We start from the raw sequence: 19,718 nt of genomic DNA on the forward strand, positions 1-19,718 counted from the left end.
CATTACCTCTCATCGAACGCGTCTTCGATAGCCGACATAACCGGCTTCGCAGCGTATTCGATAACCCGACGTGACCCTGTTTTCACGTCGGCGGTAAACTCCATGTAAGGGGACAGTTTGTATTGTGTGCCTCCACGCTCTAGATAGTTTTGGCTGATTTGGATTTCAGCGAGGTAGAATTCAGCGTCCTCTTCTTCATAGGACGAACGGCTGATCGACGCGATTCGACCTTCCAAAAATCCGTATTTGGCAAAGTTGTAGGTGTCCATCTTCACTTTGACTGCCTGCCCGATTTCAACAAAGCCCATGTCTTTACGTGGAATCTTCGCTTCGCCATGAAGGGAGTTATTGATCGGCGCAATGTCCGCGATACTTTCCCCCGGCGGTATCACCGCAGAACGGAAGTTGAAATGCACTTTATCCACCACGCCATCAATAGGGGCGTAGACCACAAGGCGATCCACTTTGTCTGAGTGTTGAGGACGAAGAATGCGTTTCAGCTTGAGATCTTTCTTCGCTTGAATGATTTGCGCTTGGTATTCGGAGTTGCGATTTTCCACCAAGTCTCGGTATTGCTTCTCTAGCTTGTCGAGTTGGAAGCGCTCATTCATGACCGACTCATCGAGATTTTCAATTTCACGCACCATGTTTGACTCTTGAACCTGCATATTCAGAACATCGACATAAGATGCCATTTCTTCTTTGTACAAGGTGTTCTTGATATTGAGCTGCTTACGAATCAAAGAAAGCTGGTTCTCGGAGCTTTTGCGGCGCTTAAGCATAGAATCAATCAACGAGTTCTTGTGATTGATGTCGTGAGTGATCAACTCTTCATTAGATCGGTTTTTGGAAAACTCTTGCTGCCAGGTATTCATGTTTACCTGAACCAATTCTGGGTATTTTTCGATGTAGGCAGAGAAATCGGGCTCTACCATATCGCGCAGGCTTTCATAACGGAGTTTGTCTAACTCGAGCTGAATGATTTCTGTGTTCACCGTATCGAGTTGAGTGTTTCTATCCAAAGAACGAATTCGCGCAATGGGTTGACCTTCGTAAACCACTTCGCCTTTGCGCACTAACATTTCTTCGAGAATACCGCCTTCAAGGTGTTGCACTTTTTCTACGTCAGATTCCAGCAATAACTCACCGCGCACCGACACCACAATGTCGATACGAGCTTGAGACGCCACGGCGATCGCCACCATTGAAAGCAAAAAGATAACCAGCAATGTTTTGTGTACGCTGGTCATCGCACTGGCTAGCACGATCGTATCGTCTGCGGTCACCTTCGAAGACTCGTTATTGGAAACGAGTGCTTTTCTGAGGTGGTGTTCGATCTGCTTGTTACTCATGATCCACCTCTGTTATTCATCATCAGTGTTGTTATCGATAGAGTTTTCGATATCTAACAGCTGGCTTATTTGTTTGTTCACGTTATTGAGCTCAGTTTTGATGTCCTCAATCAGTTCATTAGGTGCGGGAAAGCGGTGCTTACTTAAATGTTCCAGCTTTGCCATCTTGGGTGGTAAATCATCATCACAAAGCAATACGAGAATAGTCTTCAGCTTTTTTGAGTAGCCGCTCAGCTCTTCAAAACGGTTTTGTTTATGCAGCATTTCGATGTTGATCGCCGCGCTGCTGAAATCCTTATAAAAATCTCCCAATAGCAATTGCAGCCCTTTGTGGCTGTTGTCGACTGAGCGCAACAGATTCGTCATGTTTATCATTGTTCCACCGCCCTAATTGCTTTAATGACAATAACTAAGGATCTTTAAATTGCGTTTTCAAATTTTTTTTACCTCTTTCTGGTTAAACAACATGAGTATGAAAAAAGTTGGATAAAAAAGTTGGTTTTCCAGAATGGTGTCCTTTACTGCCTCTAAACACGATCAGTTAGCTAATGGCAACGGAGGCTGTAATGGCAGGTGACAACAATCAAAATAACCAAAACAAAGACCTAAACGACGCGGTAGAACAAACGGAAACCAATGACGCGGGTACGCCCTCCCAGCAGCAGAATCAACAAAACCAACAGAATACGATTGCTTCGACCGTAGCGACGGGTGCTGAAAATACCGATGCAGCAGACGAAGCTAATCAGGCGATGGAAGACAACCCAAGTGGTGCAGGTGCCGAGGAAGAAGCCTCGGCGTCCGGTGGTGCGGTACAAGAAGACTCGCCAGAGAGTAGCGGTGGTTCGGATGCCGCTCAATCGAACGTGGTAGACAGCGTGGCATCAGACGGTGGGTCTGGTGAAGAAGCGTCTGGCAGCGGCGGTGCGGCTTCCGGTGCGGGTGCACAAGCTGTTGGTGGCGGTGATGCCTCTGGCTCTGAAGGTGGTTCGGACGCAGAAGGCAATGAAGCACAAGGACAAGCTGTACAAACTTCGGCTGCGCCAAGTGCCTCTTCATCCGATTCTGAAGGTTCACAAGGTGGTGATAACCTAGATTCAGAAACCACAGAAGAAACCTTTGCGGTGGACATTCAAGACACCAGTGAAGAGACCACGACGCAAGTAGAAGATGATTTCGACTCTGAAACCACGAGCGAAACGTTCCAAATCAAAGTCGAAGGTGAAAACGATGCGCCAGAGGTAGAACAAGATCTGGCTTACATCATGGATGAAGACGGCACCATTACCTTCACGCAAGAACAATTACTCGAATACGCAAGTGATGTTGATGGCGACGACCTTGTTGCGTCTAACGTCCAAGTAGGTGTGAATGCATCGGTTCAAGACAATGGTGACGGCACGTTCACCGTGGTTCCGGACGCTGATTTCAATGGTGAACTCGACTTAACGTTTGATATCAGTGATGGTCAAGAAACCGTTTCAAGTTCTATCGATTTAACCGTTCGTCCAATCAATGACGCACCAGTGCCTGAAGATAAAACCTTTGAGGTGGAAGAAGACGGCACTCTGATCTTCACCGATGCTGACCTGCTTGCTGGCGCAACGGATATTGAAGGGGACAACCTAACAATTGAAGGCGTGAGCTACGATGGTGGTGACGGCATCCTGACCGACAACGGCAATGGGACTTACACTTTTGCGCCAAATGAAAACTTCAACGGCGATGTGAACTTCAGCTTTGATGTGTCCGACGGCACGGATACGGTTTCTGCCAACATTGATGTAAGCGTTACGCCAGTCGATGACGCACCAGTGTCTGGCAATCTTGCTTACTCGGTGGATGAAGATGGCTCGATTCGTTTGAGCCAAGAGCAGTTGTTGTCGCAAGCTTCCGATGTGGAAGGCGATGCACTGACGGCGTCTAACCTTTCGGTAGATGGCAATGCGACGGTGACTCAAAACGAAGATGGCAGCTTCACCATCACGCCGGACGCAGACTTCAACGGTGATATCGACATCAGCTTCGATATCTCAGATGGCACGAACACCGTTCAAGTAACCGCTGATCTAACCGTTAACCCAGTCAACGATTTGCCTGTTCCTCAAGACCAGCAGTTCAGCGTGGAGGAAGACGGCACTCTGATCTTCACCGATGCAGACCTGCTTATTGGCGCAGCGGATATTGAAGGCGATAACCTAACAGTTGAGGGCGTAAGCTACGACGGTGGTGACGGCATCCTGACCGACAACGGTAATGGGACTTACACTTTTGCGCCAAATGAAAACTTCAATGGTGATGTGAACTTCAGCTTTGATGTATCTGATGGCACAGATACGGTTTCTGCCAACATTGATGTAAGCGTCACGCCTGTCGATGACGCACCAGTATCTGGCAATCTTGCTTACTCGGTGGACGAAGATGGCTCGATTCGTTTGAGCCAAGAGCAGTTGTTGTCGCAAGCTTCCGATGTGGAAGGTGATGCACTGACGGCGTCTAACCTTTCGGTAGATGGCAATGCGACGGTGACTCAAAATGATGATGGTAGCTTCACCATCACGCCAGACGCAGATTTCAATGGTGATATCGACATTAGCTTTGATATCTCAGATGGCACTAATACCGTTCAAGCAACCGCTGACCTAACCGTTAATCCAATCAACGATCTGCCTGTTCCTCAAGACCAACAATTCAGTGTGGAAGAGGACGGCACACTGCAATTTACTGATGCGGATCTGCTTGCAGGTGCTACCGACATTGAAGGCGATGACCTTTCTGTAACGGGAATCAGCTACGAAGGAACCGACGGCGTTCTAACTGACAATGGCGATGGCACGTATAGCTTTGCGCCAAATGAGAACTTCAATGGCGATGTAAACTTCAGCTTCGACGTATCTGATGGCACAGATACGGTTTCAGCGAATGTAGATGTGAGCGTCACGCCGGTGAATGATCCTCCTGTGGCTGGTTCAACGTCTTACACGGTTCACGAAGACAACTCTATTACCATTTCTGACGCGCAACTGTTGGCAAATTCTTCGGATTTAGAAGGGGATGTCTCGATTGATAGCGTGAGCTACTCTGGCAGCGATGGTGTGTTGCAAATCAATGGTGACGGTACGTACACCTTCTCTCCAAATGAAAACTTTAATGGTGAAGTGACGCTTGATGTTGTCGTCGCTGATGAAGAAGGCGCAACGGATGCCACCACTGCTGGCATTACGGTGCTGGAAGTGAACGACCCACCAGTCGCAGGACCAACTTCTTACACTATTGATGAAGATTCTGTTCTGACCTTCAGTGAGTCGCAAGTGCTGCTGAATGCCTCTGATGTGGAAGGTGATGTAGAGCTTGTTGGCATTAGCTACGATGGTCCGGATGGCATTTTCACCGTTAACGATGATGGCACGTGCAGCTTCGCGCCAAACGAGAACTTTAACGGACAAGTTCAACTTGATGTGACCATTCGAGATGAAGATGGGGCAGAAGTTGATACCGTCATTAATGTGAATGTATTGCCAATCAATGATGCGCCAGTATCGGGTGATTTGGCTTACAGCGTTGATGAAGATGGAGCGATTACACTCAGCCAAGAGCAGCTTCTTTCTCAAGCGTCTGATATTGAGGGCGATGACCTGACTGCTAGCGATTTGACTGTAGATGGAAATGCAACCGTCACAGCGAACGATGATGGCAGCTTCACGATTACACCAGATGCGGACTTTAATGGTGACATTGATATCCAATTCAACATTACAGATGGCACAGACACTATCCAAGCAACGGCGGATCTAACGGTTAATCCGGTTAACGATCTTCCTGTTCCTCAAGACCAGCAGTTTAGTGTTGAAGAAGACGGCACGCTGCAGTTTACCGACGCAGACCTACTTGCTGGCGCGACCGACATCGATGGCGATAACTTAACGGTTGATGGCATTAGCTACACAGGCAGCGATGGTGTGCTGACTGACCACGGTGATGGTACTTACACCTTTGCACCAAATGAAAACTTCAACGGCGATGTCAGCTTTAGCTTTGGTGTTTCTGACGGCACTGAGACCGTACCTGCAAATGTGGACGTGAGCGTCACTCCAGTGAACGATCCTCCGGTTGCGGGTTCTACGTCTTACACGGTTGATGAAGATAATGCGATTACCATTTCCGACGAGCAGCTTCTGGCTAACTCTTCGGATGTGGAAGGAGCAGTGTCCATCGATAGCGTGACCTATTCAGGCACCGATGGCGTATTCCAAGACAACGGTGACGGCACTTACACCTTCATGCCGAATGAGAACTTCAGCGGTGATATCAGCCTTGATGTGATTGTGGCGGATGAGCAAGATGCGATTGACGAAACGACTGCAGGCATTACGGTCATTGAAGTGAATGACCCTCCAGTTGCCGGTCCAACGTCTTACACGGTTGACGAAGATTCAGTACTGACATTCAGTGAGTCACAAATTCTTGCCAACGCATCTGATATCGAGGGCGATGTAGAGCTTGTTGGCATCAGCTATGAAGGCTCGGATGGTATCTTTACCGTCAATGGTGATGGTACTTGCAGCTTTGCACCAAACGAGAACTTCAATGGTCAAGTTCAGTTGGATGTGACCATTCAAGATGAGAATGGGGCAACCGTTGATACACACATCAATGTCGATGTCTTACCAATCAACGATCCACCAGTATCGGGCGATTTGGCTTACACCATCAACGAAGACAGCTCAATTACGTTAAGCCAAGAGCAGTTGCTTGCCAAAGCAGGCGATATTGATAGTGAGAACCTTGAAGCCATCAATCTATCGACAGATGACAACGCGACAATTCAATACAACGATGATGGCAGCTACACCATCACACCGGATGAAAACTACAACGGCGACCTAGATCTGACCTTCGATATCATTGATAACGATGGTGGTTCGGTACAAGTTGGTCTGGATATTACGGTTAATCCTGTGAATGACTTGCCACAAGCGCAAGATCAACAGTTCACGGTAGAAGAAGATGGCACCTTGCTGTTCACGGATGCAGACCTATTGGAAGGCGCATCGGATATTGACGGCGATGATCTGTCTATCGAAAACGTTCTCTACATAGGTGCAGATGGTGTGCTTACCGACAATGGCGATGGCACTTACAGCTTCGCGCCGAATGAGAACTTCAACGGTGATGTTCAGTTCACATTCGATGTGTCTGACGGCACAGGTTCAACGCCAGCATTCATTGATGTCAGCGTGACACCAGTGAACGATCCTCCGGTGGCAGGTTCTACGTCTTACACGGTTCAAGAAGATGGTCAAATCATCATTAGTGACGAGCAGTTGTTAGCCAACTCTTCTGATGTGGAAGGCGATGTAGCCTTGGCGAATGTTAGCTACTCTGGTAACGACGGTAGCTTCGTGGACAATGGCGACGGCACATATACCTTCACGCCAAATGAGAACTTTGACGGTAACATTTCGCTCGACGTTACGGTTATCGACCAAGATGGTGCAACGGATACGACAACGGCAGGTATTGATGTTATTGCGGTGAACGACGCACCAGAAACGTCAGGTATTCAAGCTGAGGTGGATGAAGATAATGCCATCACCATCACGCAAGAACAGTTGCTTGCGAATGCGACAGACATTGAAGGTGATGACCTTGTTGCCAGCAATCTACAAACCAATGACCCAGATGCGACGATCGTAGCCAACGATGATGGTTCATTCACCATTACGCATACGGAAAACTTTAACGGAGAGTTGGACTTCACTTACAACATCAGCGATGGCGAAAATGATGTTCTGACCACGCTGGATCTGACCGTTAACCCTGTCAACGATGCGCCAGAAGCGGGCGACGAGATCTTTATTCAAGCGGAAGAAGATCAAACCGTGGGTGTTTCTCTGCGTGAAGAGCCTGCGTTACGTCTCGACCAAGCCCCTGAAAACGGCATCATTGAAGCGAATCTAAATGACGAATGGGTACAGCTAGAAGTCGGGCAGGAGGTTCCTGCAGATACGGAAGTGCGCTTCATTCCAAATGATGATGCGTTGGCGAACGGTACGCATACCACTCAAATCGGTACGTTTGATGACAATGCGAGTGTTGATGATTGGGGTGATGAAATTGACCCATATACTCGCCAGTTCACTGATGGTGATTTGACCGTAACGGTGCAGAGTAACGACGACCCTCTTGGTGCTTGGAATGGTAACACGCACATTGGGCATGGTATTGGCGATACTGACCGCCAAGGTTTGAGTGGCGATGAAAAACTGACTGTAACCGTTGAAGGTCAAGACATCAACGAAATCAGCTTCCACCTAGATGGTCTAGGCGGCTGGTTTATGGAAGAGTCTCGCCACTTTACAGAAGTGGAAATTCGAGCATTCAACTCCGATGGTGACTTGATCGACTCGATGACTTACCACAAAGAAGATCGTGGTAGTTATGAGACGGATTACACCCTAACGGTGAACGAGCCAGTGTCTTACTTTGAGCTAGGAACGATTCAAGGTAACGGTACTTACGTGGTTCAAAACATGACGGTTTCGCAAACTTGTCATGATGAAGCGGTATTCACATCTATCGGCGTGGACGGCACGGAAATCACAGAAACGGTAGAACTGAATATCCGAGAAGGTGACAGTGAAATCGAACTGACTGCTGATCTGCCAAATGTGACCATCGATACCGAAGGTTCTACGCAGTTTGCCTCTGTGGTAATCACAGAAGAGCAGCTTCTCGCACAAGCGAGTGATATCGATAGTGACGTTCTTGATATTCAAAATCTAGAGCTGGTGGGGGATAACGCGGAGCACGCTACGTTAACCGACAACGGCGATGGTACATGGACAGTCACACCAGATGAGAACTTCTACGGTGAGATTGAGCTTGGTTACCAAGTTACAGATGGTGAACTCACCGACGACAACATCATCAACATCAACTTCGAAGCAGTAAACGATGCGCCAATTGTTTCTGGTCCGATTGTGTTGTCGACTGATGAGGATGTGGGCATTACGTTTAGCGCGGATGATTTGCTTGCCAATGCAAGTGATGTGGAAGGCGATGCGCTGTCTATCTCTGATATCTCTTACAGCGGTGATAACGGTGAGCTTGTCGACAATGGCGACGGCACTTACACCTTTATGCCGAATGAAAACTTCAATGGTGAAGTCGATATCGATTACAAAGTCTTCGATGGCACCGATGAAGTCGATACCCATCTAGATCTGACCGTTATTCCGGTCAACGATGTGCCAGTTCCTGGTGCGCCGCTGCATACTCAAATGCTAGAAAACGGCACCATCATCATCGAAGCAAAAGACCTGTTATCAGGTGCGACCGATGTGGATGGCGACATTCTGCATATCGAGAATCTGCTGCTTGTTGACCAGTCACAAGGTACGTTGACAGACAACGGCGACAACACCTTTACCTTCGAGCCAACTTCGAACTTCTACGGTGAAGTGAACCTGACCTTCGACATCAGCGATGGTCAAGCAAGCGCACCAAGCACTGCGAAGATCGATGTTGAGATCGTCAACGAAGGTCCAGAGGTTAGCGGTCCAGTTGATGCGGTCGTTGATGAAGATGGCTCAATTACCATCACTCAAGAAGACTTGTTAGCGAATGCGACGGACGTGGATGGTGACAACCTTGAAGCGGTGAACCTGTCGACCAACGATCCTAATGCAACGATCGTTGAGAACGCTGATGGTAGCTTCACGATTACACCGAGCGAAAACTTCTTTGGTGAAATCGAATTTACTTATGACGTAACTGACGCGATTGAAACCGTCGCTGCGGATCTAAACCTCACCGTTAACCCAGTGAACGACCTGCCAGATGTACCTGATTTGTCCTTCACCACAGAAGACGGCGAAGCCATCACGATTACTGAAGCAGAGCTGCTGGCTCAAGCGACGGACATCGAAGGCGATGACTTATCTGTTGTGAACGTGACGAGCTTAAGCGATACGGTTCAAGTAACAGACAATGGCGATGGCACTTACACATTAACGCCAGAGCAGGGCTTCTTTGGTAATGTTGACCTCACGTTTGATGTGAGCGATGGCACCGATGTGGTGGCGGCAAACATCGACCTGAAAGTTGAGTTCGTCAACGACGCACCAGAAGCAGCGCCAATCGTGGCAGACGTGGACGAGGATGGATCTATCCTCGTGACACAAGAAATGCTGCTTGAAAACGCCAGCGATCAAGATGGTGATGACCTATACGCAACGGCATTAGAAACCAATGATCCTAACGCAACGATTGTAGACAACGGTGACGGTACCTACACTGTGACGCCATCTGAGAACTTTAATGGTGAAATTGCGTTTACCTATGAAGTGAACGACGGCGAACTAAGCACTTCAACTGATATGACACTGACGGTTAATCCCGTCAACGATATCCCAATTGTCGCACCAGCCATGTATAGCATCGAAGAAGATGGCAGTATCTTGTTTACAGAGGCGGACTTACTGAGTGGCGCAGTTGATGTTGAAGGCGATGACTTATCTGTTACTAGCATCAACTACTCGGGTGATGAAGGTACTGTAACAGACAACGGTGACGGTACGTTTAGCTTCGTACCAGAAGAGCACTTCAGTGGAGATTTGCAGTTCAGCTTTACGGTTTCTGACGGTACTGATGAAGTCGAGCAAGACATTAATGTTCACATTGAAGCCGTGGCAGATGCGCCTGATTTGGTCATTCGAGATGGTGATGGTGCCATCGTGGATGACCAAGCGATCATCGTTGATCCGGGTGGTGTTGTCGAGTTGAATATTGCTGCAGCTTTGGTTGACCAAGACTTGTCAGAAACGCTGACCGTGACCGTTGATGGTGTTCCAGAAGGCTCCGTTGTTACTTACGACAACGAAGGTGTACTGAACGACCAAGATAACGGTATCACCAGTTACAGCGATACTGAAATCACGGTTACGTTTGAAGGTGAAACCGCGGGTTACCAAAACACAGCGGGTTACTACAAAGTCGATGAAGATGGCAACATCACGGGCGTTGAAGTGGTGTACGAAAATGCCTCTCAAGTTGGCGGAGGCGGTGACCTCATTTCGGGACAAGATCAGTTCAGCTTCCAAATCTCGGAAGGGGAAAGCTTCAACCTATTCTTGATTCCTAACGGTCACAACTTCAATGACTTTGCATCTATGCAAGATGGTCAGTACGAGTTTCGTGCAGCAGATGGCTCTCCCGCGAACATGGATACAGTTGACCCACAACTCGTGTTTGTTGGCGCTGATGGTTCTGAAACCGTGATTCAAAGCCAATTCGGTGATGCAGTCTTCCATGGTGGTTCAAGCTCAGAGCTCAACCAAGATGGTATTGAACATACCCGAACTACCGTGAACGAAGACGGTGAATTGGTTTACGGCTTTGAAGATCTCTACGGTGGCGGCGATGCCGATTACACCGACTTTAACTTCACTATTGATGTCGGTGAAGTAAACAGTCAAATCTACAGTGGTGAAGTGACCGTTGGTCCTGATGGTTCAGTTGCAATACCAACCACGGCGATTGATAAAGAAATTGAAATTCAACTGCCTGAAGACTTCTCAGAACAGCTTGAGATTCACGTGACAGCGACCGCAACAGAATTATCGAATGACGATTCTGAAACCGTGTCCCAAACCATCTACATTAACGCAACTGGGGCAACGATTGAGCATGCTCCGGAAGCGCTGCCGGTATCTGCTCAGGTTGAAGAAGATGGTTCTATTCTGATCACTCAAGACGACTTATTAGCGAATGCGAGTGACTTAGATGGAGACCAACTGACAGCACTGAATCTGGCAACGGATGATGAAAACATCACCATCACAGACAATGGCGACGGTACTTACACCTTAACGCCAGATGCGGACTTTAATGGTGATATCACCTTTACGTTCGATGTGTCTGACGGCGATGATGTTGTCTCAACGAACCTTGAGTTAACGGTATCACCAGTCAATGACGCACCAGAGCCACAAGATCAAGCGTTCACTGTTGGCGAAGATGGTTTACTGACCTTTACTGATGCGGATCTGCTAACAGGCGCAACCGATATTGAAGGGGATGACCTATCTGTTGAAGGCGTCACTTACACAGGCGCGGACGGTGTTCTTACTGACAATGGTGATGGCACGTATAGCTTCGCTCCAAACGAGAACTTCAATGGCGACGTGAGCTTCACTTTCGATGTTTCTGATGGCACGGATACCGTGACGGCAAATATCGATGTAACAGTGACGCCAGAGAACGATCCACCGGTTGCAGGCAGCACGGCTTACACCGTTCATGAAGACAATTCGATTACCATCAGTGACGAACAGCTATTAGCAAATTCATCGGATATTGAAGGCGATGTGTTGATTGATAGCGTGAGCTACAGCGGTAACGATGGTGTGTTAGAAATTAACGGTGATGGTACTTACACCTTCTCACCAAACGAGAACTTCAGCGGCGAGGTGAGCCTAGATGTTGTCGTTGTCGATGAAGAGGGTGCAACGGACTCTACCACTGCTGGCATTACTGTGATTGAGGTAAATGACCCACCAATCGCAGGTCCTACCGCATACACTATCGATGAAGACCAAGTTCTAACCTTTAGTGAATCGCAAGTGCTATTGAATGCTTCGGATGTTGAAGGCGACGTTGAGCTAGTAGGCATCAGCTACGACGGTCCAGATGGCATCTTCTCAGTAAATGGCGATGGCACATGTAGCTTTGCACCGAATGAAAACTTCAACGGTCAAGTGCAGTTGGATGTAACCATTCGCGATGAAGACGGCGCTGAGGTCGATACTTACATCACAGTCGATGTCTTACCAATCAATGATGCGCCAGTATCGGGCAACTTGGCTTACAGTGTCGATGAAGACAATTCAATTACGCTAAGCCAAGAGCAGCTTCTTGCTCAAGCATCGGATGTAGAAGGCGACGCGCTAACCGCGACTAACCTAGTGGTTGACGGTGATGCAACGGTTACGGCAAATGATGATGGCAGCTTTACCATTACGCCTGATGCGAACTTCAATGGTGACATTGATATCACGTTCGACATCAACGATGGCACCGACACTATTGTTGCAACGGCTGACCTAACGGTTAACCCAGTTAATGACCTACCACAGCCAGAAGATCAAGCGTTCACCATTGGTGAAGATGGCGTCTTGCTGTTCACTGATGAAGATCTGCTTGATGGCGCAACGGATATCGATGGCGATGACCTATCGGTAGAAAGTGTGTCTTACACTGGCACAGATGGTGTTCTAACCGACAATGGTGATGGCACTTACAGCTTCGCGCCAAACGAAAACTTCAATGGCGACGTGAACTTTACCTTCGATGTTTCTGATGGCACGGATACCGTGACCGCAAACATCGATGTAAGCGTGACGCCAGAGAACGATCCACCGGTGGCAGGTAGCACGTCTTACACCGTGCACGAAGACAACTCGATCACCATCAGCGATGAGCAATTACTAGCGAATTCGTCAGATATTGAAGGCGATGTTTCGGTTGATAGCGTGAGCTACAGTGGCGCAGATGGTGTGTTCCAAGACAATGGTGACGGCACTTACACCTTCTCGCCAAACGAGAACTTCAATGGTGAAGTGAGCCTTGACGTTGTGGTTGTCGATGAAGACGGTGCGACGGATTCAACCACCGCAGGTATCACGGTACTTGAGGTGAACGATCCACCAATCGCCGGCGCGACCAGCTACTCAGTGAACGAAGACGAAGTCATCACCATCAGCTCTGAGCAGCTATTGGCGAATGCTTCTGACGTTGAAGGTGAGGTGGCGATTGATAGCGTCAGCTACAGCGGCTCTGATGGTATCTTTACTGACAACGGCGATGGCACATTCAGCTTCGCGCCAAACGAAAACTTCAACGGTGATGTCAGCCTAGATGTTGTCGTGACCGATGAAGATGGTGCAACGGTAGCAACCAATGCAAACATTGATGTATTGCCAGTCAACGATGCTCCAGTATCAGGTGATTTGGCTTACAGCGTGGATGAAGATGGTTCTATCACCCTCAGCCAAGAGCAGCTTCTTGCGCAAGCAGGCGACGTAGATGGCGATGACCTAACCGCAGCGAACCTCACTGTTGACGGCAATGCGACCGTTGTTGCGAACGATGACGGCAGCTTCACTATCACACCAGATGCGGACTTCAATGGCGACATTGATCTGAGCTTCGACATTACGGACGGCGATGCAACTATTCAAGCGACTGCCGATCTGACTGTGAATCCAGTAAACGACCTACCAACGGTTGGTCAGCCACAGTTCGTCACGCAAGAAGACACCAGCTTCACCTTTACCGAAGAGCAACTGCTGCAAAATGCAGGTGATATCGATGGTGATAACCTAACGGTTGAAAACGTTGCTTCTGACAGTGGTACGTTAGTCGATAACGGTGACGGCACGTACACCTTCGCACCAAACGAAAACTTCGATGGCAACGTCAACGTGACGTTTGATGTCAACGATGGCACCGCAACGGTTCCAGCAGAAGCGAACATTGATGTTCAATCTGTGGTTGATATGCCAGAGCTGTCGATTGCTTCGGACTTGGTGATTGCCTCTGATAACTTCGAGTCTGGCTCGAACGGTTGGAACGCGAACACTGAAAGCTCTCAAGGCTTCGAAACGGGCGATATGCTGGGTCGTATTGGTGGCACTGGCGGTGATGAAGCGGTCAGCAAAACCTACGAGATCCCAAGCGATGTCAATGAAGTGAATATTTCGTTTAGCTTCTACGAAATCGATTCTTGGGATGGCGAGTCGTTCCAAATCTTTGTCGGCGGTGAACAGCTAACCACCTTGGAGAACTCCGCGTTCCGTACTCAAGATGGTACGACAACGCTTTACGACTCTAACGGTAACGAAGTAGGTGAAGTTGTCCACGGCTCTTCACAAGGCGAAGGCTTTAGCTTCTGGAATGATCAGGCCCACCAAGTGAACTTAACCGTTCCGGTGGAAGACGGTCAGCTTCAGTTAGGCTTTGGTTCTACGCTAAACCAAAGTATTCCTGACGAGTCGTTCGGCATCGACAACATCGAAATCACGGTAGCGGACGCGGATTACCAAATCATTGGTACCGAAGATACGCCAGTGCCGCTTGATATTGATGCGGCGTTAACCGATACCGATGGCTCAGAAAACCTCGCTATCTTGATTGAAGATGTGCCAGAAGGCAGCTCACTATCAGCAGGTGTTGATAATGGCGACGGCACTTGGTCACTGCAACCAGGCGAGCTAGACGGACTAGAGTTTATCCCTTCTGCGGACTTCAACGGCGATGTGACGTTAACCGTGAACGCAATCTCTACAGATGTGGATACCGGAACCACGGCGACAGCGACGCAAGATGTGACGATTCATATCTCGCCAACTAATGATGCACCAGAAGTGACGGGTGACATCAGCGCAGTCACTGCCGAAGACAACAGTATTACGCTGACTCAAGAGCAGTTACTTGAACACGCTGTTGATATCGATGGTGACGACCTAAGTGCAATCAACCTGAGCACCAATGATGAAAATGCGACGGTTGAAATGAACGAGGATGGCAGCTTCACCATTACTCCAAGCGAGAACTTCTACGGTGACATTGAGTTTAGTTACGATGTCACGGATGGCGAAGAAGTGGTTGCGGCTGGTCTCGACTTAACAGTAACACCAGTCAATGACGCTCCAGAGCCACAAGATCAAGCGTTCACCGTGGGTGAGGACGGTCTTCTTACCTTTACAGATGCAGACCTATTAACAGGCGCGACGGATGTAGAAGGTGACAACCTAACAGTTGAAGGTGTGACTTACACTGGCGCGGACGGTGTCCTAACCGATAATGGTGATGGCACTTACAGCTTCGCACCGAACGAGAACTTCAATGGTGACGTGAACTTCACGTTTGATGTATCAGACGGTACGGATACAACCTCTGCCAACATTGATGTGAGTGTGACGCCAGAGAACGATCCACCGGTGGCAGGCAGCACGTCTTACACAGTGCATGAAGACAACTCGATCACCATTAGTGACGAGCAGTTACTCGCGAATTCATCAGACGTCGAAGGAGATGTCGCGGTTGATAGCGTGAGCTACAGCGGTAACGACGGTGTGCTAGAAATTAATGGCGATGGTACTTACACCTTCTCACCAAACGAAAACTTCAATGGCGATGTTAGCCTAGATGTTGTCGTGGTTGACGAGGACGGCGCGGTTGATACAACAACAGCGGGTATTACCGTTCTTGAGGTGAACGATCCACCAATTGCAGGTGCGACAAGTTACTCTGTCAATGAAGACGAAGTCATTATCTTCACGGAAGAGCAACTGCTAGCGCAATCAAGCGATGTGGAAGGTGACGTGAGCCTAGAAAGCGTCTCTTACAGTGGTAGCGACGGTATTTTAACGGCGAATGACGATGGCACTTACAGCTTCGCGCCAAATGAAAATTTCAACGGTGGCGTAAGTCTCGATGTAGTCATCGCTGATGAAGACGGTGCAACTGCGACAACCAACGCGAACATTGATGTATTGCCAGTCAACGATGCTCCGGTATCTGGCGACTTGGCTTACAGCGTCGATGAAGACGGTTCAATCACATTGAGTCAAGAGCAGTTACTGGCTCAAGCGGGTGACGTCGACAGCGATAATCTAGAAGCGGTGAACTTAACCGCGGTAGCCAATGCGACCGTTGTTGAGAACCAAGATGGTAGTTTCACGATTACGCCTGATGCGAACTTCAATGGCGATATCGACCTAAGTTTCGACTTGATTGATAACGATGGTGCGAGCGTGGAAGTGGGCGTCGACCTAACGGTGAACCCAATTAACGATGCGCCGCAATCAACGCCAGTGAATATTGCTGGCACCGAAGATACCACCATTCTTATCACGCAGGACATGTTGCTTGCTAACGCGACAGACATCGACAACACCTACGATGAACTGTCTGCTGTCGACCTAGTGATTGATGAGCAATACGGTGACTTGCTAGACAACGGTGATGGTACTTGGTCATTCACTCCGGCTGAGAACTTCAATGGTGATGTGCCAATGTCGTTCGGCGTCAGCGATGGTGATTTAGTGACGCCGGTTGAAGGCAATCTAAACATCGAAGCGGTTAACGATGCACCGGAAGCGCCAACCATCCAGATGCAAGGCGAAGAAGATGTGGTCATGGTGATTGACCCAGCTTACATCGCTGATCAAGTTTCGGATCTTGATGGTGACGAAATCAGCGTAGAAAGCATCACGGTTCGTGCTCCTGCAAACGCGACATTAACTCAGCAACCAGATGGTATGTACCACTTGGTAACCACTCAAGACTTCAATGGTTTGGTGGAACTGGGCTACACCGCGACGGATGGTGAAGAAGTGGTTGAAGGCTCGTTGAATGTGGATGTCATTCCAGTCAACGATGCTCCATTCAATGTGGGTAATGCCTTTATGGCAACCGACGAGGATGGCGCATTCACCTTCGACGCTGGCGACCTGATGAACTTGTTCGGCGACATTGACACTGAAAACCTAGTCGTATCACGCATTATCACCGCAGAAGGTGAAGATGGTGGTGAGGTAACAGATAACGGTGACGGTACTTGGACATTCACACCGACTGGCGATTTTGCAGGGGTTTCTGACTTGCAAGTTGTGGTAAGTGACGGTGAGTTTGAGACGGTACTTGATGTACCAGTGTTTGTTCGCCCTGTTGCGGATGGCGCGGTCATCACAACCGACCATGATGGTCCGTTAGTGTTTGGTGAGGACGAAACGGGTCACCTAGGCTTGAATGTTGGTCTGATCGACGATTCAGAAACGCTGAGTAACCTAGTGATGACTGGTTTCCCTGTTGGCTTCGAAGTTACGGATGGTGTGAACACCATTACCATTACGGAACCGGGTCAATACATCGACTTGAACGAGTGGGATATTTCAGATCTGCAAATGACGCCTCCGGCTGACTTTAATGGCGAGTTCTTCGTAACCGTGACCGCAACAACGGTGGATTATGGTGACGAGCCAGAAGAGTTCGAAGATGGCATCGATTCAGGTGACTTCGAAACCCTAGCGGGTGAACCTGTTATCCTAACCGCAGATGACCTAATCGGATTGGCAGAGAACGTAGACGCTGACGCGGGTGATGAAGTGAAATTCGTGCACCTAGCTGATCGCAGCCAAGGTGAAATTGTCGATAACGGTGATGGCACATGGACATTCAATCCAGCACCAGGCTTTACTGGTGAAGCGGATATCGCTTATGTGATTGATAAAGACGGTGTGCTTCATGATGAGCAAACAGGTGTGGTCGTGAAAGAAGACGCACCACAAGAGAATGCTTCTCCAGAAATCGACAGCATTTCTACCACAGAAATGGCAGCGGATGGCACCTTGTCGTTCACCAATGATGACATGCTATCGACCTTGAGCGATGCAGAAGGTGACAGCTTGAGCATTGAGTCAGTGAGCCTAATGGAAGGTCAAGGTGTGATAGAGACCGATAACCAAGGTAACTACCAATTCACACCAGCAGAAGGCTACACCGGAGATGTTCAAGTAGGCTTTATTGCAACTGACGGTGAAAACCGCATTGAGAGCTTCTTTAATGTCGACATCCAAGGTGAAGGTGAAACCACAACCAGCGAAGGCTATGCACTGGCTGATGATGGTTCACTAACACTAACGGAAGCACAGTTGATTGATGAGCTTGGCATTAGCCCTTCTGCAGAAGTGTTGGATGTCGCCGATGCAAACGATGCTGGTTTCTTCGCGAAATCAGGTGATGAAGAGTGGACGTACTGGCCGAACGATGACTTCGATGGCAATTTGGCTATGGATGTTCAGGTCAACGAAAACGGTGAAGTATCGACTCAGAATCTGAGCATCCAAGTTGCGGACGATTCAGCGCAAAGCGACGAGCCACAAATTCAAACTGCTCAAGCATCATCCAAGCAGCAAGTTGGCGAAGCGCAACAGCCTGAAGAGCAAGCAGCAAACGGTGCAGACAGTGAAGAGGAGAGCGCAGCTGATGTGACTGCAGCACCTGGCGATACCATTTCTATCTCGGTTCCAGATGAGGTCAGTGGCAACGAATCGGTGGATTATGCAGAAATGTCCGGTCTACCTGATGGTGCATCAGTAAGCAACGCACTGGATAATGGCGATGGCAGCTTCACATTAAGTGGCAACCTGAACCAACCAGTATCGGTTGACTTACCAGAAGGTTACGAAGGTACGAGCGAAATCCAATTCCAAGGTTACGATGAATTGGGCAGCGCAGTAGAAGGTGCGAGTGGCACAGTTGAAGTTGAAGTCGATGATCAATACACCATGCAAGGTTCTGCTCAAGATCAGCAACCAGACATGGCGGGTATGGAATCTGGCGGCAGCGACTGGACAAGTGCGGGAGGTCAAGATCAAGGTGTTGACTTCACGGATGACTCTGGCAGCTTCGACTCGGATACTCAAACGGGTACTGACCAAGGCAACGATTTCGATCAAAGCTCAATGTAACCAGTCCTAGACTAGGGCAGTGTCATTGCTGCCCAAACCAAAGTCATGCAGAGTCTACTTTGCATGGCTTTTTTGTTGGATTTCTTTCTGTGAGCTGTAGAAAAAACTTGGAAATTGAAAAAAGTATTCTTAGTTAGTTTATACCCAAGTAACCTCGAGATGTTAGGTTCAGCGAGAATGGCTTGGTTTGTAGACGCGGCGGCGATTTAAAGGTCTAGTGGGTCTAAATCAAGAATCGACAACAAAGTATACAAACCAAGACAGCTCGCCCTTCGGGAGCGTGTCATTGACTCGCTTCTTTATTGAATCAATGGCTGTGTCAAACAACTTGGAAAGAGCTGACTATTACGCTGCGTTGTTTTCCTTGACCCCGAACCAATGACAACGCTCTGAATCCTGCATCTTGAAGTCACTTGGGTATAAGAGTCATTTACAAGGAGGAGCGACATGTACCGTTATGTTAGTTCGCCAAAAGCATCGAAGTACATAGTGCCACCACCACAGCATCGTGAGTTGTCGAGTATCGATGTGCCGGAGTCAGAACTAGAGATGCGTGAAATTCTGAACAATTGGTTTGCCGATGGATTGGCGCCCATCATTCAGAATGAAGATAATTACATTTCTGCTAATGAGCAACAGCGCTTTGAGCAGCTCAGCCGTACGGTGGGCGTGCTACTGCGTAATAAAGATTACTACTTCGCCACCAAGCGGATTCTCTCGTTGTGGGAGCAAGACTGCTTAGAAACCACTTACGTTAATTATCTGATTTTACGTAGTGAGCGCATACCATACTTCGAATAAGTCCCATTTATTGGCTTGAAATAGTGGT

Annotated in this window: 4 protein-coding genes; 2 read left to right on the forward strand and 2 right to left on the reverse strand. The window is 48.5% G+C overall.

Annotated elements, in window-relative coordinates; translation table 11 throughout:
• Window positions 1–2: 2 nt before the first annotated feature.
• Together ABMY42_RS02440 and ABMY42_RS02445 are read right to left on the reverse strand one after the other, a co-directional pair.
• On the reverse strand, window positions 3–1,352 hold the full coding sequence (locus ABMY42_RS02440; RefSeq protein ID WP_009704725.1) for an HlyD family type I secretion periplasmic adaptor subunit: 1,350 nt from the start codon (window positions 1,350–1,352) through the stop codon (window positions 3–5).
• Between the two features lie 12 nt (window positions 1,353–1,364).
• A complete protein-coding gene (locus ABMY42_RS02445) occupies window positions 1,365–1,718 on the reverse strand; it encodes a hypothetical protein (protein WP_349265914.1) in 354 nt (117 codons plus the stop codon).
• Between the two features lie 200 nt (window positions 1,719–1,918).
• Between ABMY42_RS02445 and ABMY42_RS02450 the strand changes: the two genes are divergently transcribed.
• Entirely contained in the window at window positions 1,919–18,889 is a 16,971-nt protein-coding gene (locus tag ABMY42_RS02450) for a tandem-95 repeat protein (RefSeq protein ID WP_349265915.1), read from the forward strand.
• Between the two features lie 447 nt (window positions 18,890–19,336).
• Window positions 19,337–19,690, forward strand: coding sequence for a hypothetical protein (locus tag ABMY42_RS02455; RefSeq protein WP_005375589.1), 354 nt, complete (start codon window positions 19,337–19,339; stop codon window positions 19,688–19,690).
• Window positions 19,691–19,718: the final 28 nt, after the last annotated feature.

The organism is Vibrio sp. SSH13-20 (genome assembly GCF_040104475.1).
In the GTDB taxonomy this organism is placed as follows: domain Bacteria; phylum Pseudomonadota; class Gammaproteobacteria; order Enterobacterales; family Vibrionaceae; genus Vibrio; species Vibrio harveyi.

What these genes read in the sequence shown, in the direction of transcription:
- ABMY42_RS02440 (WP_009704725.1), bottom strand. Translation starts at nt 1,352, where the DNA reads ATGAGTAACAAGCAGATCGAACACCACCTCAGAAAAGCACTCGTTTCC.
- ABMY42_RS02445 (WP_349265914.1), bottom strand. Translation starts at nt 1,718, where the DNA reads ATGACGAATCTGTTGCGCTCAGTCGACAACAGCCACAAAGGGCTGCAA.
- ABMY42_RS02450 (WP_349265915.1), top strand. Translation starts at nt 1,919, where the DNA reads ATGGCAGGTGACAACAATCAAAATAACCAAAACAAAGACCTAAACGAC.
- ABMY42_RS02455 (WP_005375589.1), top strand. Translation starts at nt 19,337, where the DNA reads ATGTACCGTTATGTTAGTTCGCCAAAAGCATCGAAGTACATAGTGCCA.